The organism is Pseudomonas orientalis (assembly GCF_001439815.1).
In the GTDB taxonomy this organism is placed as follows: Bacteria; Pseudomonadota; Gammaproteobacteria; order Pseudomonadales; family Pseudomonadaceae; genus Aquipseudomonas; species Aquipseudomonas orientalis.
This window is the reverse complement of record NZ_JYLM01000002.1, coordinates 282,369-308,411: the sequence shown is the minus strand read 5'-3', so window position 1 is coordinate 308,411 and position 26,043 is coordinate 282,369. Positions and strand designations below refer to the sequence as shown.

Annotated in this window: 20 protein-coding genes; 6 read left to right on the top strand and 14 right to left on the bottom strand. The window is 62.9% G+C overall.

Features of this window, described 5'->3' with window-relative positions; genetic code table 11:
- Positions 1-2: 2 nt before the first annotated feature.
- The 5 genes from TU82_RS05695 to TU82_RS05675 are packed head-to-tail and all read right to left on the bottom strand — an operon-like array spanning position 3 to position 4,648.
- Positions 3-1,034 (bottom strand): ABC transporter ATP-binding protein, encoded by a 1,032-nt coding sequence (locus TU82_RS05695; protein ID WP_057722156.1) that lies wholly within the window; start codon positions 1,032-1,034, stop codon positions 3-5.
- Positions 1,031-1,825 (bottom strand): ABC transporter permease, encoded by a 795-nt coding sequence (locus TU82_RS05690; RefSeq protein WP_057722155.1) that lies wholly within the window; start codon positions 1,823-1,825, stop codon positions 1,031-1,033. The genes TU82_RS05695 and TU82_RS05690 overlap by 4 nt, the downstream gene beginning before the upstream one ends.
- The gene (locus tag TU82_RS05685) at positions 1,822-2,640 is read right to left on the bottom strand and encodes an ABC transporter permease (protein ID WP_057722154.1); all 819 of its coding nucleotides are present in this window, start codon (positions 2,638-2,640) and stop codon (positions 1,822-1,824) included. Before TU82_RS05685 ends, TU82_RS05690 begins: the two co-directional genes overlap by 4 nt.
- On the bottom strand, positions 2,641-3,645 hold the full coding sequence (locus TU82_RS05680; protein WP_057722153.1) for an ABC transporter substrate-binding protein: 1,005 nt from the start codon (positions 3,643-3,645) through the stop codon (positions 2,641-2,643).
- Entirely contained in the window at positions 3,629-4,648 is a 1,020-nt protein-coding gene (locus TU82_RS05675) for a LacI family DNA-binding transcriptional regulator (RefSeq protein ID WP_057722152.1), read from the bottom strand. The genes TU82_RS05680 and TU82_RS05675 overlap by 17 nt, the downstream gene beginning before the upstream one ends.
- Positions 4,649-5,500: 852 nt before the next feature.
- Between TU82_RS05675 and TU82_RS05670 the strand changes: the two genes are divergently transcribed.
- The 5 genes from TU82_RS05670 to TU82_RS05650 all read left to right on the top strand — a co-directional run bounded on the left by TU82_RS05670 (position 5,501) and on the right by TU82_RS05650 (position 13,592).
- Entirely contained in the window at positions 5,501-6,598 is a 1,098-nt protein-coding gene (locus tag TU82_RS05670) for a carboxynorspermidine decarboxylase (RefSeq protein ID WP_057722151.1), read from the top strand.
- 28 nt (positions 6,599-6,626) lie between these two features.
- Positions 6,627-7,871, top strand: coding sequence for a saccharopine dehydrogenase family protein (locus TU82_RS05665; RefSeq protein ID WP_057722150.1), 1,245 nt, complete (start codon positions 6,627-6,629; stop codon positions 7,869-7,871).
- 254 nt (positions 7,872-8,125) lie between these two features.
- Positions 8,126-9,367: an exonuclease SbcCD subunit D C-terminal domain-containing protein gene (locus TU82_RS05660; RefSeq protein ID WP_057722149.1), complete on the top strand. Its 1,242-nt coding sequence runs from the start codon at positions 8,126-8,128 to the stop codon at positions 9,365-9,367.
- Positions 9,364-13,002, top strand: a complete 3,639-nt coding sequence (locus TU82_RS05655) for an AAA family ATPase (protein WP_057722148.1) — start codon at positions 9,364-9,366, stop codon at positions 13,000-13,002. Before TU82_RS05660 ends, TU82_RS05655 begins: the two co-directional genes overlap by 4 nt.
- The gene (locus tag TU82_RS05650) at positions 12,999-13,592 is read left to right on the top strand and encodes a glutathione S-transferase (RefSeq protein WP_057722147.1); all 594 of its coding nucleotides are present in this window, start codon (positions 12,999-13,001) and stop codon (positions 13,590-13,592) included. Before TU82_RS05655 ends, TU82_RS05650 begins: the two co-directional genes overlap by 4 nt.
- A 119-nt stretch (positions 13,593-13,711) precedes the next feature.
- Here TU82_RS05650 and TU82_RS05645 read toward each other — a convergent pair whose 3' ends face one another.
- From TU82_RS05645 to TU82_RS05625, 5 genes are all read right to left on the bottom strand, one after another.
- On the bottom strand, positions 13,712-13,891 hold the full coding sequence (locus tag TU82_RS05645) for a hypothetical protein (protein WP_057722146.1): 180 nt from the start codon (positions 13,889-13,891) through the stop codon (positions 13,712-13,714).
- 155 nt (positions 13,892-14,046) lie between these two features.
- Entirely contained in the window at positions 14,047-15,222 is a 1,176-nt protein-coding gene (locus tag TU82_RS05640; RefSeq protein WP_057722145.1) for a lactonase family protein, read from the bottom strand.
- Entirely contained in the window at positions 15,209-15,499 is a 291-nt protein-coding gene (locus TU82_RS05635; RefSeq protein ID WP_057722144.1) for a DUF5629 family protein, read from the bottom strand. The genes TU82_RS05640 and TU82_RS05635 overlap by 14 nt, the downstream gene beginning before the upstream one ends.
- A gap of 166 nt (positions 15,500-15,665) precedes the next feature.
- Positions 15,666-18,041, bottom strand: coding sequence for an efflux RND transporter permease subunit (locus TU82_RS05630; protein ID WP_057722143.1), 2,376 nt, complete (start codon positions 18,039-18,041; stop codon positions 15,666-15,668).
- A gap of 15 nt (positions 18,042-18,056) precedes the next feature.
- Positions 18,057-19,097: a WD40/YVTN/BNR-like repeat-containing protein gene (locus TU82_RS05625; protein WP_057722142.1), complete on the bottom strand. Its 1,041-nt coding sequence runs from the start codon at positions 19,095-19,097 to the stop codon at positions 18,057-18,059.
- Positions 19,098-19,429: 332 nt separating this feature from the next.
- On the opposite strand from TU82_RS05625, the gene TU82_RS05620 reads away from it, so the two are divergent.
- A complete protein-coding gene (locus tag TU82_RS05620) occupies positions 19,430-20,545 on the top strand; it encodes a Gfo/Idh/MocA family protein (RefSeq protein ID WP_057722141.1) in 1,116 nt (371 codons plus the stop codon).
- A gap of 184 nt (positions 20,546-20,729) precedes the next feature.
- On the opposite strand, the gene TU82_RS05615 is transcribed toward TU82_RS05620, so the two are convergent.
- The 4 genes from TU82_RS05615 to TU82_RS05600 are packed head-to-tail and all read right to left on the bottom strand — an operon-like array spanning position 20,730 to position 26,011.
- Positions 20,730-22,433, bottom strand: coding sequence for an AMP-binding protein (locus TU82_RS05615; RefSeq protein WP_057722140.1), 1,704 nt, complete (start codon positions 22,431-22,433; stop codon positions 20,730-20,732).
- A gap of 31 nt (positions 22,434-22,464) precedes the next feature.
- Complete coding sequence (locus tag TU82_RS05610; protein WP_057722139.1) at positions 22,465-23,763, bottom strand: acetyl-CoA C-acetyltransferase; 1,299 nt, start codon at positions 23,761-23,763, stop codon at positions 22,465-22,467.
- Positions 23,756-24,664 (bottom strand): MaoC/PaaZ C-terminal domain-containing protein, encoded by a 909-nt coding sequence (locus TU82_RS05605; protein WP_057722138.1) that lies wholly within the window; start codon positions 24,662-24,664, stop codon positions 23,756-23,758. The genes TU82_RS05610 and TU82_RS05605 overlap by 8 nt, the downstream gene beginning before the upstream one ends.
- Positions 24,665-24,667: 3 nt before the next feature.
- Positions 24,668-26,011: a 3-oxoacyl-ACP reductase gene (locus TU82_RS05600; protein ID WP_057722137.1), complete on the bottom strand. Its 1,344-nt coding sequence runs from the start codon at positions 26,009-26,011 to the stop codon at positions 24,668-24,670.
- Between the last annotated feature and the right edge of the window lie 32 nt (positions 26,012-26,043).

Here is a 26,043-nt window from a genome sequence, read left to right as displayed (position 1 = left end):
TCTCACGCATTCAGGGTGAACAACATATGCGGCGCAATCGCCAGGGCAATCGGCGCGCCGACGGCGTACAGCCGGTTGTCGCTGCTGTCGACCAGCAACGGTTGCGGGGCGCCGACGTCCACCAGCAAACGGCTTTGCGCGCCCTGGAAGAACTGCGCCAGCAGACGCCCGTGCAAGTGCCCTTCGCTCTCCATCACGCGCAAATGTTCGGGGCGGCAATACAGGGTGTCGGGCTGGTCGGTGCCGTGCCACGGCAGTTCGCCGCCGCAGACTTTCAAACCCGTGGGCGACGCCCCGCTCACCGCGAAGGCGTTGAGGTTGCCGACAAAGCCTGCGACGAAGGCGTTGGCCGGTTTCTGGTAGATATCCCGTGGGCTGGCCAGTTGCGCGATCCGCCCGTGTTCCATCACCAGGATGCGGTCGCCCAGGGCCATGGCTTCGCCCTGGTCGTGGGTGACGAACACCGAGGTGATGCCCAGGCCGCGCAGCAGTTCACTCAGCTCGCTGCGCAGGCGTTCGCGCAGTTGCGCATCGAGGGCCGCCAGGGGTTCGTCCAGCAGCAGCACTTTCGGGCGTGGCGCCAGGGCGCGGGCCAGGGCGACGCGCTGGCGCTGGCCGCCGGAGAGTTCATGGATGCTGCGCTTGCCGTACTGCTGCAAACCCACCAACTCAAGCAACTCTTCGCAACGCTTGTTGCGCTCTCGCGGCGCCATGCCGCGAACCTTCAAGCCGTAGACAATGTTGCCGGCCACATCCAGGTTGGGGAACAGCGCGTAATTCTGGAACACCATGCCCACATCGCGGCGCTCGATGGGCAGGCGAGTCACGTCCTGGTCACCGAAAAGCACCTGTCCCACATCCGGGCGTTCCAGGCCGGCGATCAGGCGCAAGGTGGTGGTCTTGCCGCAGCCGGAGGGGCCGAGGATCGCCAGGGTTTCGCCGCCTTCGACGGTCAAATTCAAGTCATGCACGGCCACGGTGCCGTCGGCGAACGCCTTGCGGCAGCCTTGCAGGCGGATAGTGATAGCGGTCATCGACGCTCTCCACGGGACAAACGGGCACTGATGGCCTGCAGCGCGATCAGCAGCGGCACGATCATCAGCAAAAAGATCAGGGTGTAGGCGCTGGCGATTTCCAGGCGCGCCGAGGCGTAGCTGTCGGCCAGGCCCACCGGCAGGGTCTTGGTCATCGGCGTATGGAGCATCCAGGTCAGGTTGAATTCACCCAGGCTCAGGGTGATCACCATCAACACGCCGGCCAGGATGCCCGCGTGGCAGTTGGGCACCACCACGCTGAAAAAGCGTTTGACGGGACCCGCGCCCAGGCTCGCCGCCGCCTCCTCCAGCACCGGCAGTTGCTGGCGCTGCATCACCGCCATCACCGGGCGCACCAGGAACGGCAAGGTGAACAGCACATGGCCGACCAGGATGAACAACCAACTGCTACGGAAGCCGCCGAACTGGCCGTACGTCAGCAGCAACGCCAACGCACTGGCCAACCCTGGCATAGCCACCGGCAGCACCATCAATTCCTCGAAGGCGCGGCTGAAGCGGTTGTTCATGCGCACCAGGGCATAGGCCGCCGGCACGCCGATCACGCAGACGCACACCGCACAAGCCAGGGCCAGTTGCAGCGACAACCACACGGTGGGCGAGTAGGCCTGCCACACCTGGATCAACCAGTCGAAGGTCAAGCCGCTGGAAACGCCGACAAAAAAGTTGCGCGTCAGCCCGGCCAGCAGCGACAGCAGCACCGGCACCAACATGAAGGCGCACACCAGCAGGGTAAACAGCAGTTGCGGCACAAACAGCGATGAGCGCTTCACAGCACAGTCCCCGAATTTTTCACCAGACGCCGCGTGAGCAGCAGCACCGCCCAGGTCACCGCGCCAAGCACCACCGACAGCGCAGCGGCGACGGCAAAGTTGGCGTAATTGGTGAATACGTTATAGATCGCCACGGGCGTGACGTTGAGCCGCGTACCCAGGGTAAACGCCGTGCCAAAGGCGCCCATGGACGTGGCGAAACAGATCGCCCCGCACGATGCCAGCGCCGGTGCCAGGCCCGGCACGATCACATCGCAGACCACGCGCCAGTGCCCTGCCCCCAGTGAATGCGCGGCTTCCTCCAGGCTGCGGTCGAGGCTTTCACAGGCCGCCATCACCGTCAGGATCACCCGGGGAATCGAGAAGTACAGGTAGCCCACGAACAGCCCCGCCAACGAGTAGGCAAAAATCCAGCGCTCACCGGCCAACTGCAGGCCCAGCGCGGCAAACAAGCCCTGGCGCCCCGCGAGCAGGATCACCAGGAACGCCACCACCACACCGGGAAAGGCCAGCGGAAACGTGAGCAATGCCACCAGCGCCGAGCGCCCGAAGAACTGTTGCCGGGCGAGGAACACGCCGCTGATGCCGCCGATCACCAACGCGACCAGCGTCACCACCATCGCCAGGATCAGGGTTTGCCCCAGACTGCCCAGGTACTGCGCGCTGCTGAGCACCTGCCAGTAACCGCTGCCGGCGCTGTCGCGGCTCTCGGCGCCGAGCAGCATCAGGTGCGCCAGCGGCAACAGCCAGAACGCGAGCAGCACCGCAAAGGCCGGGGCCAGTGCCCAGGCGGCGTGTCTTGCCGATGTTGCCATTTACTTGACCTCGTTCAGGTAACGGGCGGCGAAGGCTTCCTGCACGGCGGCCATTTTTTCGTAGTCCACCACACCGGCGCGGGCGTAGTCGCTGTCGGGCAGGAACTGTGCGGCCACGTCCGCCGGCATCTTCATCGGCCGCACCGGGCGCAGGTAGGCCTTGGCCCAGAGTGCCTGGCCCTCGTCCGAGAGCACGAAGTCGAGGACTTTTTCCGCGTTGGCGCGGTGTGGCGCGTTGGCGACCAGGCTCATGACATAGGGCACGCTGATGCTGCCTTCCTGGGGAATCACGAAAGCGACGTTGGCCTGGTCTTTGTAGCGGGCGCGGTAAGCGTTGAAGTCGTAGTCCACCAGGATCGGCAACTCACCGGACAGCACCCGTGCGTAGGCGGTCTGCTTGGGCACGATGGGGCTGTTTTTCGCCAGTTTCCGGAAGTAGTCGATGGCCGGGGCGAAGTTGTCCAGGTCACCGCCCATGGCGCGGTTGATCGCCACTGCCGAGACGTAGCCGACAAAGGCGCTGGAGGGGTCAAGGTAACCGACCATGCCTTTGTACTCCGGCTTGAGCAGGTCGGCCCAGCTTTGCGGCACCGGCAAGCCACCGAGCGCGTCGACGTTGACCATGATGCCCAAGGTGCCCGAATGGATCGCGAACCAATGGCCGGCGGGGTCTTTCAAGCCTGCGGGGATCTGCTCCCAGGCCTTGGGTTTGTAGGTGTCGACCACCTCGGCTTTTTGCGCCTGCAGGCCGAAGGTCACGCCGTAATAGACGACGTCGGCCACCGGTGCGGCTTTTTCCGCCACCAACTGCGCCAGGGACTGGCCGGAGTTCTTGTTGTCCAGCGGCACCTGCACGCCGGTGTTGGCGGCGATGGCCTTGAGCTGGGTGCCCCAGTCGGCCCAGTCTGGCGGGCAGTTGTAGCAAATCGCGGTGTCGGCGGCCTGGGCCAGGCCGGCCGCACCGCACAGCAGCAGGGCTGCCAGAGTTTTACTGAGTGCGCGCATCAAGGGTCTCCTCATGGGGCTGGGTACTTTCGCCCGGCCGGATATGGCAAGGCAGGCAATGGGACGTCGGGGCGTTGCCGGCGATTTGCGCCAGCAGTTGGTCGATCACGGTGCTGGCCAGCAGCGCGATGGGCTGCACCACGCTGCACAGGGTCGGGTGCATCTGGGTACCGAGGCTGATGCCATCGAAGCCCATCACGGACAGTTGCCCGGGTACGTTCCAGACGTTACGGCGCAGTTCGGCGATCAGGCTGATCGCCAGGAAGTCGTTGGAACACACCAAAGCAGTGGGCGCGTCGGGGCGCTGCAGAAACGGCGCGATGGCCGTGAATTCGGCCTGGGTGTGGGCCGGCATTTCAATCACCGGGCGGCTCTTGAGACCGTACGCTTCCATCGCCTCGCAATACCCCGCATGCCGCAAACGGGCACGGTCGGACTGCAACGCGGGGCCGGCGACCATGCTGATCCGGCGGTGCCCGGCGTCCAGCAGATAACGCGTGGCCAGGGCCATGCCCGCGCGGTTGTCGACCGACACGGCGCTGTAGTTGGGGTTGCTCGGCTGATGGTAGGCCAGCACGAACGGAGTCTTCTCGGTGTTCAGGCTGCTGAGCACCGCATTGCTTTCGGCATCGGTGACCGTCAGCACCAGACCGTCGACGCGCTGGCGCAGCAGTTCCTCCACCACCGTGCTTTCGCGCTCGCTGCTGTAATCGGTGGTGGCCAGCACCAGGCTGTAGCCGCGTAACCGCGCGGCGCGTTCCATGGCCTGGAACTGCTCGGCGAATACCGGGTTGAGCAGGTTGGGCACTACTACACCGATCAGTTGGGTGGTTTGCAGGCGCAACTGGCGGCCCAGCAGGTTCGGCCGGAAGCCCAACTCACGGGCGGCGGCGAACACCTGCTCACGGGTGACCGGGCGCACCTGTTCCGGGGAAGCAAAGGTGCGGGCGGCGGTGGCGCGGGACACGCCAGCCAAGCGTGCTACGTCTTTCAGGTCGGTCATTGTGGCTCGCTTGAGATCGATCTCATTGGCGAGGACATTAGCGAGGGAATGTGGCAGGAAGGTGGTGGAAAGATGACGGTTTGATGTCAGTGTGTCTGATGTTCAGAGATCCAACTGTGGGAGGGGGCTTGCCCCCGATGGCGGCCTCTGGGCCGACCAGGATGGTGGATTGGGTTGAGTACATATCCGTTGCTGTGGTCACGGCTGCTTAGGGTTCAGCCCTGACGGCGGGTCACTTTGGAAAAGCCCCAAAGTAACCAAAAGGCTCTTGCCCCACCACTCGGCACCTCGCCCAGGCTCGGTGTGCCCACAATCCGACATTGATGTGGGGGGCCGCCGCCCCGCGCCATCCATGGCGCGGGCGCCTAAGATCAAAAGCAAGAGCGGCTCGCTTCGCATCGTGGATACGCGGGCTTGCGTACACCGCCGTCTGTAGGAGCGAGCTTGCTCGCGAAAAACTCACAGGCGCCGCGTTGATTCAGGAAGCACGCGTTATCGTTGACGTTTTTCGCGAGCAAGCTCGCTCCTACACAACGCCGCAGCGCCCACCGGTAACCACGATGCGAAGCGAGCCGCTCTTGATCTTGATCTGGCTTTTGATCTTGATCTCAGGCGCCCCGTTAAACCACGCTGGCCGAACGCAGGCTTGAATCCGTGGGCCGCCATCGGGGGCAAGTCGAACCGTCGCACCGCCCCTCCCACATTAGGTCGGTGTACATCCATGGATGTTCATACTCAGGGCCTATGCTTGAAACCCGGCGTGCAAAATCCGCCGGCTAACCTTTCGATCCTGACCAACTGCGGGCACAATGCGTGTCCTTTTTTGGCAGGCACCGCCCCAGGCTCTCAAAAATGATCAAAACGCCGTACTACCTCATCGATAAACAGAAGCTTCTGGTCAACATGCAGAAGATTGCCTACGTGCGCGAGCAGTCCGGCGCCAAGGCGTTGCTGGCACTCAAGTGCTTTGCCACCTGGTCGGTGTTCGACCTGATGCAGCAATACATGGACGGCACCACCTCGTCGTCGCTGTACGAGTTGAAGCTCGGCCGCCAGAAGTTCGAAGGTGAGGCGCACGCCTACAGCGTGGCTTGGGCCGACGATGAAATCGAAGAGATGCTGGAGAACTGCGACAAGATCATCTTCAACTCCATCAGCCAGTTGCAGCGCTTTGCCGAGCGCAGCGAAGGCAAGACCCGTGGCCTGCGCGTCAACCCGCAAGTGAGCAGCTCAGATTACCTGCTGGCCGACCCGGCACGCCCGTTCAGCCGCCTGGGCGAGTGGGACCCGGTGAAGATCGAAGGCGTGATAGAACAGATCTCCGGCTTCATGTTCCACAACAATTGCGAGAACGGCGACTTCGGCCTGTTCGACAAGATGCTCGGCACCATCGAAGAACGCTTCGGCGAGTTGCTGCACAAGGTCAACTGGGTCAGCCTCGGCGGCGGCATCCACTTCACGGGTGAAGGCTATGCCATCGACGCCTTCTGCCAGCGCCTCAAGGCGTTCTCGCAGAAGTACGACGTGCAGGTCTACCTGGAACCCGGCGAAGCGGCGATCACCAACAGCGCCTCCCTGGAAGTCACCGTGCTCGACACCCTCTACAACGGCAAGAACCTGGCCGTGGTCGACAGCTCCATCGAAGCCCACCTGCTGGACCTGCTGATCTACCGCCTCAACGCCAAGCTGGCGCCGAGCGAGGGTGAACACACCGTGATGGTGTGCGGCAAATCCTGCCTGGCCGGGGACATCTTCGGCGAGTATCAATTTGATCGTCCGCTGGCCATCGGCGATCGGCTGTCGTTCATCGACACCGCAGGCTACACCATGGTCAAGAAAAACTGGTTCAACGGCCTGAAAATGCCGTCCATCGTAGTGAAACAACTCGACGGTACAGTCGAAGTGGTTCGTGAATTTGGTTACGACGACTACCTGTCCAGCCTTTCGTAAGCTGGCGGATAAAGGAGAAATAAAGCAATTGAAAAAGAACGTTCTTATCATTGGTGCAGGAGGTGTCGCCAAGGTGGTGGCCCACAAGTGCGCGCAGCACAACGACGAACTCGGTCGTATTGCTATCGCGTCGCGCAACATCTCCAAATGCCAGGCCATCATCGACAGCGTCAAGGCCAAGGGTAGCCTCAAGGTGCCCGCCGACATCCAGGCCTTCGCGCTGAACGCCCTGGACGTGGAAGCGACCAAGGCCCTGATCCGCGAGACCGACTCGCAGATCGTCATCAACGTCGGTTCCGCGTTCCTCAACATGTCGGTGCTGCGGGCCTGCATCGACACGGGCGTTGCGTACCTCGACACCGCCATCCACGAAGAGCCGGGCAAGGTCTGCGAGACCCCGCCTTGGTACGGCAACTACGAGTGGAATCACCTGGAAGAGTGCAAACAGAAGAACATCACCGCCATCCTTGGCGTGGGCTTCGACCCGGGTGTCGTCAACGCGTATGCCGCGCTGGCGCAGCAACAGCATTTCGACCGCATTGAGTCGATCGACATTCTCGACGTCAATGCCGGCTCCCATGGCAAATACTTCGCCACCAATTTCGATCCGGAAATCAACTTCCGCGAGTTCACCGGACAGGTGTGGAGCTGGCAGAACAGCCAGTGGACCAGCAACACCATGTTCGAAGTCAAACGCACCGACGACCTGCCGGTCGTGGGTTCGCAGAACCTCTACCTCACCGGCCACGATGAAGTGCACTCGCTGTCGAAAAACCTCGACGTGCCCAACGTGCGCTTCTGGATGAGCTTCGGCGAACACTACATCAACGTGTTCACCGTGCTGAAAAACCTCGGCCTGCTCTCCGAGAAGCCGGTCACCACCGCCGAAGGCCTGGAAGTGGTGCCGTTGAAAGTGGTCAAGGCCGTCCTGCCCGACCCGTCGTCGCTCGCCCCCGGTTACACCGGCAAGACCTGCATCGGCGACCTGGTCAAAGGCACCAGGGATGGCCAGCCACGCGAGATGTTCATCTACAACGTGGCGGATCACGAAGAAGCCTTCGCCGAGACCGACAGCCAGGGCATCTCCTACACCGCAGGCGTTCCGCCGGTGGCTGCTGCGCTGCTGGTGGCGCGTGGCGAATGGGATGTGAAACACATGGCTAACGTGGAGGAACTGCCGGCCGAGCCGTTCCTCAAGGCGCTGGATGTGATGGGCTTGCCGACTCGGATCAAGGACGAGCACGGTGATCGGGCCTGGGATGCGATTGCCTGACAGGCGATAGAACAAAAAAATGCGCCCTCAGGGGCGCATTTTTTGTTGGGGCACGGATACCCAATACAGCAACGCGATCCCCTGTGGGAGGGGGCTTGCTCCCGATAGCGGTGCTTCAGATACAAATAAGCAAGCTGACCCACCGCTATCGAGGGCAAGCCCTCTCCCACATTGGATCCGGGTCTACCCGCAGGCACCCCGCGTGCTTTTACAGGTAAACTCCCCTCCTTTCCCTCTTCTGCACGGAGTTCGCCTTGCGTCTGTTCCACACCTCCGACTGGCACCTTGGGCAAAACCTGCACGGCCAGGAACGCGACTTCGAACACGCCTGTTTCCTCGAATGGCTGCTGGGTCAATTGAAGGCCCACAGCCCGGATGCGCTGTTGATCGCCGGCGATATCTTCGACACGGTCAACCCGCCGCTCAAGGCACAGGAGCGCCTGTATGACTTCATCATCAGCGCCCACGAACAAAACCCGACCCTGACGATTGTGATGATTGCCGGTAACCACGACTCCGGTTCGCGCATCGAATTGCCCGCGCCCTTGATGCGCCGTCTGCGCACCCACGCCCTGGGCCGGGTGTTGTGGCTCGATGATGGCCAGTTGGATGCCGAACGCCTGTTGATCCCCTTGCCGGATGCCAAAGGCAAGATCGCCGCCTGGTGCCTGGCGCTGCCGTTCCTGCGCCCGGCGGAAGTCACGGGCGCGCAGTTGGGTGATGATTACCTGCAGGGCATCGGCCAGGTGCATGAATGGCTGATCGCCGCCGCCAACGCCAAACGCAAGAAAGGCCAGGCGCTGGTTGCCATCAGTCATGCGCACATGGCCGGGGGTTCGGTGTCGGAAGACTCCGAGCGCAGCCTGATCATCGGTAATGCCGAGGCGCTGCCGGCCACCCTCTTCGATAAAAGTGTCGGCTATGTTGCCCTCGGCCATTTGCACAAGCCGCAACAGGTGAACGGCGAAGAGCGCATTCGCTACAGCGGCTCGCCGATTCCGCTGTCGTTTTCCGAAATTGGCTACAAGCACCAGGTGCTCGACGTGACATTCCAGGGCGAAAGACTGGTCGGCGTCGAACCGCTGCTGATTCCACGCTCGGTCAACCTGCAACGGCTGGAAGCCGCGCCCTTGGCAGAGATTCTCAAACAGCTGGCCGACTTGCCCGATATTGATCTGCTCGCCGAAACCCAGCGCCACCCTTGGCTGGAAGTACGGGTACGTCTGGACGAACCACAACCGGACCTGCGCCAGCAGATCGAAACCGCCCTGCAAGGCAAGGCCGTGCGCCTGGTGCGCATCGCCGCCGAATACGCAGGCACTGGCCCGCGCGAAGACGGCGACCAAGACCGCCTGGTCGAACTCGACCAACTCACCCCCCAGGAGCTGTTCAGCCGCGCCTGGCAGGACAACTATGGCAGCGAAGTGGATGAACAGACCTTGAAAGACTTCGCCGTGCTGCTCCAGGAAGTGCAACAGGAGGGCGAACAGCCATGAAGATCCTCGCCATCCGCCTGAAAAACCTTGCGTCCCTGGCCGGGCCGTTCGAGATCGACTTCACCGCCGAACCGCTGGCCAGTGCCGGTCTGTTCGCCATCACCGGGCCGACCGGCGCCGGCAAGAGCACCCTGCTCGATGCGCTGTGCCTGGCGCTGTTTGGCGCGGTGCCGCGCCTGGGCGATACCGGCCAGGCCAAGATGCCGGATGCCGACAGCGACATTTCCATCGGCGACCCGCGCACCCTGCTCCGGCGCGGTACCGGCGGGGGCTATGCCGAGGTGGATTTCGTCGGCGTCAGCGGTCGCCGCTACCGTGCGCGCTGGGAAGCCAATCGCGCACGCGACAAGGCCAGCGGCAAGTTGCAGAACAGCCGCCAGAGCCTGATCGACCTGGACAGCGAACAACTGCTGGCCAGCCAGAAAACCGAATACAAGACCCAGCTGGAACTGGCCCTGGGCCTGAACTTCGAACAGTTCACTCGCGCGGTGCTGCTGGCGCAAAGCGAGTTCAGCGCGTTTCTCAAGGCCAACGACAACGAGCGCAGCGAACTGCTGGAAAAACTCACCGACACGGCGCTCTACACCCAACTGGGCCGCCGTGCATTCGACAAGGCCAAGGATGCCAGGGACGCGCATAAACAGTTGCAGGACCAGGCCAGCGGCGTGGTGCCTCTGGCTGCCGAAGCCCGCGCCGAGCTGGATCAACAGCTGAGCCAGGCACAGCAGCAACTCAAGACCCACCAGGCCCAACTCAAGCAGTTGGAGTTGCAGCACACTTGGCTCAAGGAATTGCGCGAATGGCAGGAGCGCCAGCAAAGCGCCACCGAGCAGTTGCAGCAAGCCCAGCAGTCGTGGGACAGCCAAGACCAGCAGCGCCTGGACCTGACGCGCCTGGACCAGCTCGCGCCGCAGCGCCATCACTTCCTGCGCCGCGCTGAACTCGACGCATTGCTGGCCCCGCTCGCCGCGCAGATTCAACAGCACCTCGAGCAACAGACCGCGCTGCACAGCCGCCAGGCGCAGGCGCAACAGCAGCAGGCCGCCGCTCAATCGGCCCTGGCCCAGGCCCAGCAGAACCTGGCGCACGCCGCGCCTTTGTTGCGTCAGGCCTTTGAACAGCAGACCACCCTCGCCCACTTGACCAAAGAGCTGGCCAGGCGCACCGAGGACAAGCAGCAACAGGAAAGCGCCTGCACTGAAGGCCAAGCCTTGCTCAAAGGTCTGCAGGACACGCAGGCCCAGGTCGCCGAGCGCCTGCAACGCCTGGCCGCCGAACTTGAGCAAAGCGCCGCCCTCGCGCCACTGGGCGACGCCTGGACCGCCTACCGCGAACGCCTGCAACAACTGATGATGATCGGCAATCGCCTGAACCAGGGCGAGGCCGAGCTGCCGCAACTCGAACAGCGCGCCAACGCCGCCGTCGAGCAATTTACCCGGCAACGCGAAGCCCTGGAACTGCTGTACCAGGAGGCCGGCGCCGAACCGCACGCGGTGGCCGAACAGATTCAATTGCTCGCCAGCCTCCTGCAGGACAATCGCAAGCAACAACGCGCCTTCGAAGACCTGGCCCGTTTGTGGGACAGCCAGCAGCAGCTCGACACACAGGCCCGCACGCTGGCGCAAAAACTCGCCGAGGCGGCGCAGCAACGCGAGCAGCTGAACCAGACCGGCCTGCAAACCAAAGCCGAGCTGACGGTGGCCGAGCAGACCCTGACGGTGACGAGGCAACTGCTGGAGCGCCAGCGTCTGGCCCGCAGTGCCAGCGTCGAGGAACTGCGCGAACAGTTGCAGGATGACCAGCCCTGCCCGGTCTGCGGCAGCCACGAGCATCCGTATCACCAGCCCGAAGCGCTGTTGCAGAGCCTGGGGCGCCACGATGAAAGCGAAGAGGCCACGGCGCAAAACGCCGTGGACCGTCTCAAGGAAAAGCTCACCGAGCTGCGCGGCGAAGTGGGTGGGCTGATCGCCCAGCAGAAGGAATTCCTGGCGCAACAGGAACAGCTGGCATTGCAGCAACAGGCGTTGGCGCCAAGCCTTGAAGCGCACCCACTGTACGCGACGCTGTTGCATCAGGACGCCGTCAAGCGCACCGACTGGCTGGCCCAGCAACTGGCGCAACTGACGCAAAGCATCGCCCAGGACGAACAGCGTCAAAGCGCCCTGCTCAACCTGCAACAAAACGCCGGGCGTTTGCAGCAGCAATTGCAAGCCGCCCAGGACGCCAGCCAGCAGGCCCGCCAGGTGTTGCTGGACCAGCAGCGCGCCCTGGCCAGCGACCGCGAGCGCCTCGATGGCGAACTCGCCGGCTTCGCGAGCCTACTGCCCGCCGCGACCCTGGAAGGCTTGCGCAGTGAGCCGGCGGCGACCTTCCTGCAGCTCGACCAGCAGGTCAGCCAACGTCTCGAACAACTGGGCCATCAACGCGATGAACTGGCCGAGCAGCAAGAGCGCCAGCAGGCCATTGAAAAGCAGCAGACCCATCAGCAGCATCGCCAGCAGCAACGGGAAGCACTGAATCTGCAGGTGGCAGAACTTTGCACCCAGCAACACGACGCCCAGACAACACTGCGCGACTTGATTGGCGAGCACGAGAGCGCCGAACACTGGCAACAGCAGTTGGACCAGGCCGTTGCCCAGGCGCGGCAAAGCGAAGCCGACGCCAGCCAGGAATTGCACGCGGTACACACGGCGCTGGTGCAACTGGTTGCCGATCTCAAGGCCCGGCAGGACCGCCAGCAGGCCCTGGAGGCGGAACAGCACAGTCTGGATACGCGCATCAACGCGTGGCGCGCCACGCACCCCGAGCTGGATGACGAAGGCCTGGCCCGCCTGCTGGCCTTCGACGAGGCCCAGGTCACCGACCTGCGCCAGCAGTTGCAAACCCGCGAAAAAGCCGTCGAACAAGCCCGGGTATTGCTGCAAGAGCGTGAACAGCGCCTGGCCGAGCATCAGGCCTTGCACAACGGCAATCTGGACGCCGAACAGCTGGACGCCAGCCTCGCCGCGCTCAACCAGCAACTGGCCGAGGGCGAGAAGCACTGCGCCGAACTGCGTTCGCGCCAGGCCGAAGACCAGCGGCGCCAGGATGCCAACCACGCCCTGGCCGAACAGATCGCCAGGGCCTATGACCAATGGCAGCGCTGGGCTCGCCTGAATGCGCTGATCGGCTCGGCCACCGGCGACACCTTTCGCAAGATCGCCCAGGCCTACAACCTCGACCTGCTGGTGCACCATGCCAACGTGCAGCTGCGTCAATTGGTGCGCCGCTACCGCCTTAAACGCGGCGGCAGCATGCTGGGCCTGCTGGTGATGGACACCGAAATGGGCGATGAACTGCGCTCGGTGCACTCGCTGTCGGGCGGTGAAACCTTCCTCGTCTCCCTGGCGCTCGCCCTGGGCCTGGCCTCGATGGCCTCCAGCACCTTGAAGATCGAGTCGCTGTTTATCGACGAAGGTTTCGGCAGCCTCGATCCCGAGTCCCTGCAACTGGCCATGGACGCCCTGGACGGTTTGCAGGCCCAGGGACGCAAGGTGGCGGTGATTTCCCACGTGCAGGAAATGCACGAACGCATCCCGGTGCAGATCCAGGTCAAGCGCCAGGGCAACGGCTTGAGCACCCTGGAGGTCAAGTGAGCGAGGCGCTGCTGTACTCGTTCCGGCGCTGCCCCTATGCCATGCGCGCGCGGTTGGCGTTGCGCTATTCAGGCGTACCGGTGGAGATCGTCGAGGTGAGCCTCAAGGCCAAACCGGCCGATATGCTGGCGTTGTCGCCCAAAGGCACGGTGCCGGTGTTGAGCGTGGAGGGTCGGGTGATCGAGGAAAGCCTGGAGATCATGCAATGGGCCTTGGCGCAGCACGATCCCCATGATTGGCTGCTGCAAGGCGATCCTTGGGTGCTGGCGTTGATTGCCGAGAATGACCAGGTGTTCAAACATCACTTGAATCGATACAAGTACGCCGAGCGCTACCCGGAACAACCGATGGAACATTATCGGGCCGAGGGTGAGGCCTTCCTGCGAAGGCTGGAGGACTTGCTGGCCGACCGTGAGTATCTGCTCGCCGGGCACATGAGTCTGGCGGACGCGGCGGTGGTGCCGTTCGTGCGGCAGTTCGCCCATGTGGATCGTGAATGGTTTGCGGGGGCGCCGTATCCACGACTTCAGGCGTGGCTGCAGCGGATTCTGGAGTCACCGCTGTTTATCGCGGTGATGGCAAAGCCCTGAAACCAACATCAATCAACCTGTGGGAGGGGGCTTGCCCCCGATGGCAATGTGTCAGTCTGCTTATCTGTAGCTGACCCACCGCAATCGGGGGCAAGCCCCCTCCCACAGGTTGATCTGTGTTAGCCCCGGATCTTGTGATCCAGCGCAGCATAGAAGTTGGCGCTTTGCTGCAGGTACTTCTGGGTATAGGCGGTGGTGGCGGATTTTTTGCCGACGACTTCCACGCTGGCAGCAGCCGGCAGTGCAACAGTCGCAGAAACAGCGGAAGCGGCGATGATCGAGAACAGATTGAAGTTCATGGCGGTAACCCTCGTGTGCGTTTCGTTCAGGTGGCCGGGAGGCCTTGGAACCCAACTTACGCCCGAGGGTTGAACCTTAGAAATGCTTTGAAACAGTAGCCGTCATCAATAAAATTAATAGTCAAGGTCAGGCCCCGAGTTTCGGGGCCTGTGGCTTATTGACGCACCAGGAACTTGAGGTCGCTGGGCGCATCGATCGGCAATTTCTGCACGGTTTTACCCAGCAGGCCGGTCTTGGGGTCGCGCTCAACCACCACGATTTCATTGCTTTTCTGGTTGGCGATCAGCAGGAACTTGCCGCTCGGGTCCAGGCTGAACTCGCGCGGGTGGTCGCCTTCGACCGAGCGGCGCTGGATTTCCTTGAGGTGCGCGGTGGCCGGATCGATGCTGAACACCACCAGCTGATTGGCCGTGCCACGGTTGCTCACATAGAGGAACTTGCCGTCGTTGGAAGCATGCAGCGCGGCGCCGGCTTTATCGGACACCGGTTGGCCGGCGGCGAAATCCACCAACTGGGTTTGCACAAGCTTGCCCTCGTTGTAGTCGAACACGGCCACCTGGGCGCTCATCTCGGTGGTCAGCCAGGCATGCTTGCCATCGGCGCTGAACAGCAAGTGGCGCGGACCGCTACCCGGCGGCAGTTGCACGGCGGCAGGCTCGGCCGGGGTCAGCGGCTGCTCGTGGTTGGCCTTGGGGTCGTAGCGGTAGGCAAACACCTTGTCCGCGCCCAGGTCCTGCACATACACATACTTGCCGTCCGGCGACGACACCACCGAATGGACGTGGTTGGAGGCCTGACGCTCAGGGTTCACACCGCTGGCCGGGTGCCCGCTCAACTGCACCGGTGCCGACAGTTTGCCGCTGGTGTCCACCGGCAAGATCGCCAGGCTGCCGCCCGGATCTTCGAGTACCGAATAGTTGGCGACAAACAGGTAACGCCCGTCGGCGGCCACACTTGAGTGGGTTGGCTCATTGCCCAGGCTCTGCACCTGATTGATCAGGGTGAGCTGATGGTTCTGCGGATCGATACGGTAGCTGCTGACGCGACCGACCACATCGTCCTGGCCCGGACCGTTTTCATTGACCACAAACAGCTGTTTCTGGTCTTTGGAAATCGTCAGCCAGGACGGGTTGGCGGTCTTGGCCGCCAGCACCGGTTTGCCGCTGAACTGCCCGGTACGGCTGTCGAACTGCAGGCGGTAGATCCCTTCGCTGCTGCCGGCGGTGTAGCTGCCGACCAGCAGTTCATAGGTGTCGGCCGGTGCGGCCTGCACCGACATCGCGCCGACACTGCCGGCCATCAGCAGGGGCCAGAATTTACGCATCATCATCCGCTTCATCCTCATCGTTATTGTTGTTGCCCTGGATGGCGCTCAGGCAGACCAGACGGTGTTCACCGTCCTCGTTGCTCAGCAGCCAGCTTTGCAAGCTGTCATCAAAGGTCGCGGCGTTCAGTTGATCTGGACTGAACGTCCAACGCTTGAGTTCCCGGCCGTCCATGCTTTCGATCGACAAGTGCCGGTCAAACGTGAAATCGAAGGCATGCAGCCCGTCGATGATCAGCATGTCGCTGGTGGCAAGGGCGGTGGTGAGGGTGTCGGCAGTCATGGCAGTCAATCATTTACGAGGAAGGTCGCAATGATAGCCCAAACCAATAATGTAGGAGCGAGGGGGACGCCTAGTTCTTGCTCGCGAAGAACTCACAGACAGCGCATTTATCCAGAATGCACGCGTTATCGTTGACGTTTTTCGCGAGCAAGCTCGCTCCTACAGTTCAGTGCGCAAACAACGAGTTGCCCTTCTGCCCCGCCAGTTTTTCCGGTTTGATCAGGAACCGCGCCAGTGCCGGCAGCAGCCACAACGCGCCGAACATGTTCCACAGCAGCATGAAGGTCAGCATCAGGCCCATGTCGGCCTGGAACTTGATCGCCGAGAAGATCCAGGTGCACACGCCGATGGCCAGGCACAGGCCGGTGAACAGCACGGCTTTACCGGTGGACTTGAGCGTCTGGTAATACGCCTCTTGCAGCGGCAGCCCGGCGCGCAGGAAACTTTCCAGGCGGCTGTAGATGTAGATGCCGTAATCCACGCCGATGCCCACGCCCAGGGCTACCACCGGCAAGGTCGCGACCTTGACGCCGATGCCCATGAACGCCATCAGCGCGTTGCCCAGCACCGAGGTCAGCACCAGCGGCAGCACGATGCACAGGGTCGCCGCCCAGGAGCGGAAGGTGATCATGCACATGGTTGCCACGCACAGGTACACCAGGATCAGGATGATCAGTTCAGATTCCTTGATCACCTCGTTGGTGGCGGCTTCGATTCCGGCATTGCCGGCGGCGAGGATGAATTCCAGGCCGTCCTTGTTGTTCTCCCTGGCGAAGTCCTGCACCGCATGCACCGCGCGGTCCAAGGTCTCGGCCTTGTGATCATTGAGGAACACCAGCACCGGCGCCAGCGAGCAATTGTTGTTGTACAGGCCATCGGCACGGGCGATGGAGTTGTTCAGCACGTCCGGGTTGCGCGACAGGGTTTCCCATTTCAGGTTGCCCTCGTTCATGCCCTTGATCATCTGCTTGGACACGGTCACCAGCGAGATCGCCGACTGCACGCCCTCGGTGTTCTGCATCTTCCACATCAACTGGTCGATGGGCGCCATCGCCTCGTAGCGCGAGCAGCCTTCGGCCTTGGTCTTGACCATCACCACCAGCACGTCGGAGCTGGTGGAATAGTTGTTGATGATGAAATTGTTGTCTTTGTTGTAGCGCGAATCCGGGCGCAGTTCCGGCGCGCCCTGGTCAAGGTCGCCGATTTTCAGGTTCTGGCTGTACCACAGACCGCCGCCAAACGCGACCAGGGCCAGCAGCACCGATACCGGGGCGACCTTGGGGCTGGCGAATTTGGCCAGCAGGCGCCAGAACGGATGCTCGCGATTTGCATCTTTCTTGCTCTTGGCGATAGCGCGCTTGCTGATACCGACGTAGGAAATCGCCACGGGCAGCAGAATCAGGTTGGTGAATACGATCACCGCCACGCCGATGGACGCGCCGATCGCCAGTTCGCGGATCACGCCGATGTCGATGATCAGCAGCGTGATAAAGCCCACTGCGTCGGCGAGGATCGCGATCATTCCCGGCAGGAACAGTTGCCGAAAGGTGCGCCGTGCGGCGGTCAGCGCATTGTCCGCCTCGCTGGATTGCAGGGCGATACCGTTGATCTTCTGCACGCCGTGGGAGATGCCGATGGCGAAGATCAGGAACGGCACCAGCATCGAATACGGGTCCAGTCCGAAACCGAAGAAGTGCATCAGCCCGAGTTGCCAGACCACCGCCACCAATGTCGTGCTCAACACCGCAATGGTGCTGCGCAGGCAATTGGTGAACCACAGCAGCAGAATCAGGGTGATGACGAACGCAACGCCGAAGAACAGCACCACCATCACCAGGCCATCGATCAGGTCGCCGACCTTTTTGGCGAAGCCGACAATATGAATCTTGACGTTGGGGTTCTGGGCTTCGAACTTGTCGCGGATCTTGTCTTCGAGTTCGTGGGAGAACTTGCGATAGTCCAGGGCCAGCAACTTGCCCTGGTCCTGCGGGTCCGGGTAGGACTCCAACAGCGGGATGTCAACGATGCTCGACTTGAAGTCATTGGCCACCAGCCGCCCGACCTGGCCGGACTTGAGCACATTGTTGCGCAGTTGATCGAGGCTTTGCGGCGAGCCGTTGTAGCTTTGCGGGATCACTTCACCGCCGGCGAAGCCTTCCTCGGTCACTTCGGTCCAGCGTACGCTGGGGCTCCATAATGATTTGAGGCCCGAGCGGTCGACGCCGGAGATGTAGAACACCTCGTCGTTGATCTGCCGCAGGGTTTCCATGTACTCCTTGGTGAAAATGTCGCCGTCCCTGGCCTCCACCGAAATACGCACCGTGTTGCCCAGGTTGGCCAGGTCATTGCGATGCTCCATCATCTTTTCGATGAAGGGGTGCTTGAGGGGGATCATCTTTTCAAAGCTGGTGGAGGGGCGGATCAATGTCGCCTGCCAGAACAGGAAGACACTTACCAGCAGGCAGATGACGATCACTGCCGGGCGGTTGTTGAAGATCAGGCGCTCAAGAAAGGTCGCTTTATCGTTGTGATGACTGCTCATGCGTTCCCCGCCTTCTTATTGTTTTTTTGGTTCAGCGCCGGTGGCCGTGGCGACACGAACACCACCCTGCCCGACCAGAATCAAGTTGCCATTGCCTGCCGCCGTCACCGCCGACAGCGAAATCCGGTCCGGGCGGTTGAATACGCTGAAGGTCTGGCCATCATCGTGGCTGACCACCACGCTGCCGCCATTGCCCACCACGACGATGGAACCGTCCTCGAGCAAGGCCGCGCCCGACAGCCCGAACTCCAGGGCGCCACGGGCCGCAGTCAACTCGACCTGCTCCCAGGTGCCGCCGAAGTCGGTGGAACGGTAAAGATTGCCGCGCAGGCCATAGGCCAGCAGGGTGTGCGGCTGAGCGGTGCCGATCACGCCAAACAACGAGCCCTCGTAGGGGCCTTCGAGTTTTTCCCAGGTCTGGCCGTCGTCGCTGGAGCGGAACATGCTGCCCTGCTCACCGACGATAAACAGGCCGGCGTCCTTGACCGAGGCGATGGCGTTGAGGTGGAACTGGTCTTCGTTGTCGAGACGGTCGCTGACGTCTTCCCAGGTCTTGCCGCCGTCGGTGGTTTCGATCAGCGCACCGTAGGCGCCTACGGCCAGGCCATGATTGGCGTCGTTGAACCACACATCGAGCAACGGCGCTTCGCGCTTGAGGTCCTGGTATTGTTGGGTCCAGCTGGCGCCGCCGTCGCTGCTGGCAAGGATCTGCGCATCATGACCGACCGCCCAGCCGTGCTTGGCATCGACAAAAAACACTGCCGTGAGCAGTTGCCGGGTGGGGACTTTGGCCTGGGCCCAGGTGCCGCCCTGGTCATCGGAATAGAGGATATGCCCGCGATCACCCACCGCCACCAGGCGCTGGCCGGCGTGGACCACATCAATCATCAGGCCTTTGGCGGCCTTGGGGGATTCAATCGCAAACACTGCCGCAGCTGGAGGCTCGCTGGCGGCCTGAACGATACCCGGTAACGCGACGGCTCCAAACAGCGAGAGCGCTGTGGCCAGCAACGCAACCTTGCGTGCGGCGCGTGGGCGGCAAACAACCCAACCCATGACAGGCTCACTCATAGACCTTTCTCCCATTTATTATTGTTAGGTCGTGTCGCCTGGCGCAGGGCTCTGAAACCTGCAATCTAGAGCGCCTGGAACAAGCACGGGCCATCCTATCGGGCTTTCGAATCCTCTGACAATCGGCGCTACGTTATCTTTTGTTAACTGGCGGCAGTTGGCCACAGGCTGAATATAGCTGCATCAGCCGAAATGATGATGTGACCGTCCCCGTTATCGCTCCGCGCAGAATGAATTTTTATTCCATCTATTGAATTTTGAGAATATTTATTCCATTAATACGCATCCTGAAAATAATAATCCAAAGGACCACGGCAATGCGTGAACTCGGAATCGGTTTGATCGGCACAGGCTTCATGGGGCGCGCCCACGCGCTGGCGTTCAACAACGCCCGGGCGGTCTTCGAACTGCCGGTCACGCTTACACTGGCGGCGCTGGCCGATGCCGACACCGAACGCGCGCAGCGTTGCGCCAGTGCCTGGGGGTTTGCCCAGGCCCATGCCGACTGGCAGGCGCTGATCGACGATCCCAAGGTCGATGTGGTGGCCATCACCACGCCCAACCATCTGCACTACCCCATGGCCATGGCCGCGATTGCGGCGGGCAAGGCGGTGTATTGCGAGAAGCCGCTGGCGGTCAGCCTGCAGCAGGCCGATGCGATGCGTCGAGCGGCCGGCGCGGCCGGGGTGGTGACGCGCGTCGGCTACAACTACCAGCACAACCCGATGATTGTGCTGGCGCGACAGATGATTGCCAGCGGCGAGCTGGGCGAAATCATCAGCTTCCAGGGCGAGTTCAGCGAAGACTTCATGGCCGATCCGGCCTCGCCCTGGTCGTGGCGCTGTGAGGTGGAACATGCAGGCGGCGCGCTGGCGGACCTCGGCAGCCATTTATTGTCGATGGCCCATTATCTGGTGGGCGAAGTGGTCAGCGTGTGCGCCGATACCCAGACCGTCCACGCGCAACGGCCAGCCTCCAAAGGCAGCAGCGCATTGAACGCCATCGCCGTGGACGACCAGGTGCATGCCCTGCTGCGTTTCGCCAACGGCGCGCGCGGCACGGTGAGCAGCAGTTGGCTCAAGCATGGCTACAAGAATCACCTGAGTTTCGAAATCAGCGGCACCCTGGGCACGCTGGCGTTCGACCAGGAGCGCTTGAACGAACTGCGCCTGTGCCGCGCCGGCCAGGACGGTTTCCAGCGTCTGCTCGCCGGCCCTGCCCTGCCCGGCTATGCCGCGTTCAGCCCGGCGGCGGGGCATCAGTTGGGCTACAACGAGCTGAAGACATTGGAGGTGCAGGAGCTGATCATGGCGCTGGCGGGTCAAGGTGGCGATGGCACTGATTTTGAAGCGGCGTGGGCGGTGGAGCGGTTGGCGACGGCGATTCGGATGGCTGCCCGTGAGGAGCGCTGGGTAACAGTGGCCACGGTCTGAAAATGTGGGAGGGGGCTTGCCCTAATAAGGCTTTTTGTAGGAGCGAGCTTGCTCGCGAAAAACTCACAGGCACCGCGTTCATTCAGGAAGCACGCGTTATCGTTGACGTTTTTCGCGAGCAAGCTCGCTCCTACAGGCATCAGGGCAAGCCCCCTCCCACATTTGGTCTGCGTTACCTTCAGTATCAGCGCAGGGCTCGGCGCAGTACTTTGCCCACCGTGGTCTTGGGTAACTCGGTACTGCGAAACTCCACATAGCGCGGCACTTTGTACCCGGTCAGGTATTCCCGGCAATGGGCGAGGATCTGCGCCTGGGTCAGGCTCGGGTCCCTGCGTACCACGATGATCTTGACTCGCTCACCGGTTACGCCATCTTCCACGCCGATTGCCGCCACTTCCGCCACGCCTGGGTGCAGCGCCACCACGTCCTCGATTTCATTGGGGTACACGTTGAAGCCAGAGACCAGGATCATGTCCTTCTTGCGATCCACCAGGCGGATGTAACCACGCGCATCCATCACCCCGATATCACCGGTGGACAACCAGCCCTCGGCGTCCAGCACTTCGGCGGTTTCCCTGGGACGCTTCCAGTAGCCCTGCATCACTTGCGGACCGCGCACCTGCAATTCGCCCGGCTCGCCGACCTCGGCCAATTCACCGTCTTCGCGCATGAAACGCACCCAGGTCGACGGCAAGGGCACGCCGATGCTGCCGGTGAATGCCATCTCGCGCATACGGTGAATGTCGATGGGGCTGATGCTCACCACCGGTGAACACTCAGTCAGCCCGTAGCCCTCGACAATCGGCACCCCGGTGACCTCCTTCCAGCGCTTGGCCACCGCCGTGTGCGTGGCCATGCCCCCGGCGATCACCAGGCGCAGGTCGGAAAAGTCCCGCGCGCAGAATTCCTTGTTCTCCAGCAAACCGTTGAACAGCGTGTTGACCCCGGCAATCCCGTTGAAGCGCTCCTTGCGCAGGATCATCTGCACCCGTTTCACGTCCCGGGGGTTGGCGATGAGGATATTGCGCCCGCCCAGGCACATGAACATCAGGCAGTTCACCGTCAGGGAAAAGATGTGGTACAGCGGCAACAGGGTCACGTTGGTTTCCTGCTTGTCCTGGTCCAGTTGGTCGCCGACCCAGGCCTTGGCCTGCAACAGGTTGGCGATGATATTGCGATGGCTGAGCATCACGCCCTTGGCATCGCCGGTGGTGCCGCCGGTGTATTGCAGGAAGGCCAGCTCATCGCGGTCCAGGCTGACCGGCAGATGCGTCAGCCCCCGCCCCTGTTTGAGCACTTGGTTGAAACGCACCGAACCTTGCAGCCTGAAGGCCGGCACCTGCTTTTGCACGCTGCGCAGGATGAAGTTCATCGCCGCGCCCTTGAAGGTGCCGAGCAAATCGCCGATGGCTGCCACCACCACGCGCTTGACGCTGCTGCCGGCGATGACTTTTTCCAGGGTGTGGGCGAAGTTTTCGAAGATCACCACGGTCTCGGCGCCGCTGTCCTTGAGCAGGTGCTTGAGTTCATGGGCGGTGTACAACGGATTGACGTTGACCACCACCGCGCCGGCCAGGATCGTGCCTAACAGGCAGATGGGGTACTGCAAGCAATTGGGCATCATCAACGCGACACGATCACCCTTCTTCACCCCCTGGCCCTGCAGCCAGGCGGCGAAGGCGTGGCCCTGGATATTCCAATCGGCATAGGTCATCGGCGTGCCGATGCTGACATAGGCCACCCGCTCGCGGAATTTTTCCAGGTGCTCCAGGAACACTTCACGCAATGAGGGGTAATCCTCGATGGCGGCATCGATGTCCGCCGGCACGCCGGGCAGATAGGCGTTCAACCAGATGCGTTCGGTCTGTTCCAGGCTGATGGCGTTCATGGCAGTGTCCTTATTGTTGTTTTGAGGAGGTCTACTTTTCGACGATGGCGGTGATACCCAGCCCGCCCGCCGCACAGATCGAGATCAACCCGCGACCGCCACCGCGCTCGTGGATGGCCTTGGCCAGCGCCGCCAGTTGTCGGCCACCGGTAGCGGCAAACGGATGGCCGCAGCCCAGCGAGCCGCCGTTGACGTTCATTTTGCTGCGGTCGATGGCGCCCAGCGGTGCGTCCAGGCCCAGGCGCTCGCGGCAATAGTCCGGGTCTTCCCAGGCCTTGAGCGTGCACAGCACCTGGGCGGCGAAGGCTTCATGGATTTCGAAGAAATCAAAGTCGGCGAAACTCAGGCCTTCACGCTTGAGCATGCGCGGTACGGCGTAGGCCGGAGCCATCAGCAGGCCTTCGGTGCCGTCGACGAAATTCACCGCCGCCGTTTCGCCGGTGCGCAGGTAGGCCAGCACCGGCCAGCCATTGGCGGCGGCCCAGTCTTCACTGGCGAGCAGCACCACCGAGGCGCCGTCGGTCAGGGGCGTCGAGTTGCCGGCGGTGAGCGTACCGTTCTGGCGATCGAACGCCGGCGCCAGGCCGGCGAGTTTTTCCAGGCTGATGTCGGCGCGCAGGTTGTTGTCCCGGGCCAGGCCCCGATGGGGGCTGATCAGGTCGTCGAAGAAACCGCGCTGATAGGCCGCGTCCAGGCGCTGGTGACTGGTGAGGGTCAACTCGTCCTGGGCCAGGCGCTTGATCTGCCAGCGCCTGGCCATTGCTTCGCAGTGCTCGCCCATCGACAGGCCGGTGCGCGGCTCGCCATTGCGCGGCAGCAGGGGCTTGAACAACATCGACGGGCGCACCTTTAACAGGGCCTTGAGTTTATCGCCCAGGCCCTTGGCCCGGTTGGCCGCGAGCAAGGTGTGGCGCAGGGATTCGTTGATGCCGATGGGCGCGTCGGAGGTGGTGTCGGCGCCGCCGGCAATGCCGACCTCGATCTGGCCCAGGGCGATTTTATTCGCCACCAGCAACGCGGCCTCCAGGCCCGTGCCGCAGGCTTGTTGCACATCGTAGGCAGGCGTCTGCGCGGACAGTGTGGTCGACAGCAGTGACTCGCGGGCCAGGTTGAAATCCCGCGAATGCTTGATCACCGCACCGGCGGCGAACTCCCCCAGGCGCTGGCCGTGCAGGTTGTAGCGGTCCACCAGGCCCTGCAGTGCGGCCACCAGCAAGTCCTGATTGGAGTCATGGGCATAGACGGTATTGGAACGGGCAAACGGCAGGCGATTACCGCCGATGATCGCCACGCGCCGGCTCGGGGGCGGATTGAAGCTGTATTCACTCATGCAAGGCTCTCATTCCAGGCGGTTGATCCCACATAAACAAGCCGCGCATATGCGGTTTGTCGCCGGCGACGTTGCGCACTTCGAACTCGCGCAACGGTCCAGTCACGGGGTGACTCCACAGGGCGACCTGGCCGGGCAGGAAGATCGGCAACTTGAAATCGCAATGGGCCTCGGCGCGATCCAGGCCACCCGGAGGCTGCTGTGCGGCCAGCGCTCGGCCCAGGGTCCACATGCCGTGGGCGATGGCGCGGCGAAAGCCGAAGACCTTCGCGCCCAGTACCGACGTATGAATCGGATTGAAGTCCCCCGAAACCTTGGCAAAACGGCGCCCCAGATCGGCGGGCAAGACCCAGCGCTGGGTGCGCAGCAAGCCTTCTTCCTGCAACGGCAGTGCCTCCACCCACAGCTCCCCGATGGGATTTTTCACGTCGCGGCGCAGGTACAGGCTGTCGCTTTCCCACACCAGGGCCTCGTCGCCGTAGGCGCGGGTGGCAATGCTCAACGCCTGCCCTTTGGGATGGGCGACCCAGCGTTCACAAAACACTTCCAGGCGCAGCGCCTGACCTTCGTGCAAGCGTTGATGCTGGCGAATGCGATTGGCCAGGTGCACCATGCCGCTGGCCGGGTACGGGAAGCCGGGGCGGGTCAGCAGCATCAAGTGCAGCGGGAACGCCAGCACATGAGGATAGGACAGCGGCACGCCCTGTTCGCGGCGAAAACCACAGGCGCGGCCATAGGCGGCGATGGCCGCGTCCGACAGTTCCACCGCCGGGCGTACCAGACGCTCCCTGGGCAGTGGCGGCGCGCCGTCGGGCTTGGGCTTGCGCAAGCCGCGCACGCCGTCGAGCAACAATCGGGTGCGCGAGGGCGGCGGGTCAATGATTTGCGTCACGTAATCCATGGTTCAAGCTCCCAGCAGGCTTTGGCCGCACACCCGCACCACCTGGCCGTTGACCCCGCCGGACCCCGGATGCGCCAGCCACGCGATGGTCTCGGCCACGTCGATCGGCCGCCCGCCCTGGGACAGGGAGTTCATGCGCCGCCCGGCCTCGCGGATCATCAGCGGGATTTTCGCGGTCATCTGCGTCTCGATAAACCCAGGCGCCACGGCATTCACCGTCACCTGTCGCGCCGCCGCCTGCGGGGCCAGGCCCTGCACCAGGCCGATCACCCCGGCCTTGGAGGTGGCGTAGTTGCTTTGCCCGAGGTTGCCGGCAATACCGGAAATCGACGATACGCAAACGATGCGCCCGCCGGGGTTAAGGCCTTGGTTGTCCAGCAGCGCCTGGCTGAGCTGCACCGGCGCTTCCAGATTGACCGCCAGCACGCTGCGCCAGGCGGTCTCGGTCATCTTGGCGATGGTCTTGTCGCGGGTAATCCCGGCGTTGTGCACCACCACATCAAAGGCGCCGTACTGGCTGACATGCGCCTGCAATAACGCGGCGGCATCCGGCGCAGTGATGTCCAGGGGCAGCGCCGAGCCGTTCACGCTGTCGGCGGCTTGTTGCAGCGCCAACCGGGCCTGGGGCACGTCGACACACACCACATGGGCACCGTCGCGCGCCAACACCTGGGCAATGGCCAGGCCGATGCCCCGGGAGGCACCGGTGACCAGGGCGCGACGGCCGGCGAACGGCGTGTCCCAATTGACACCCGGCGCGTCGCCCAACGGTTTTTCCAGGCGTATCACTTGCCCCGACACATAGGCCGACCGACGCGACAGAAAAAAGCGCAGGCTGCTGTCCAACGCGTCCTCGGCGCCGGGCGCCACGTAGATCAATTGCACGGTAATGGCCCGGCGCAGTTCCTTGGCCAGCGAGCGCACCAAACCTTCGAGCGCACGCTGGGCGACGGCCTGGGGCAAGTCCCGGCAATGTTCCGGCGCGGTGCCGAGGACCAGCACGCGCGCATGCTGGCCCAGGCGTCTGGCATTGGCGTGAAAGAACTGGTAGAGCTCATCCAGATGCTGCGGGTCGGTCACGCCGCTGGCATCGAACACCGCGCCCTGCACGTTCACCGTGGACGGCGCCCTGAGGGTCGCCGGGGTGGCGGCGACGGTATCAGTGCTAGTGAAGATGCGTTGCACCTGCTCCACCAGGCGCCCTGCCCCGGCGAGGATCACCGGATTGGCCAGCCCCTGCCGGCCACTGCGGTGGCGTTGCAGGGGCAAGGGTTGCGGCAAGCCGACGGCCTGGGCCAGGCGACGGCCCCAGGGGGAATTGACAAAAGAAAGGTAGCTGTCACTCATAGATAGATCCATTCACAGCACAATCCTGCCTT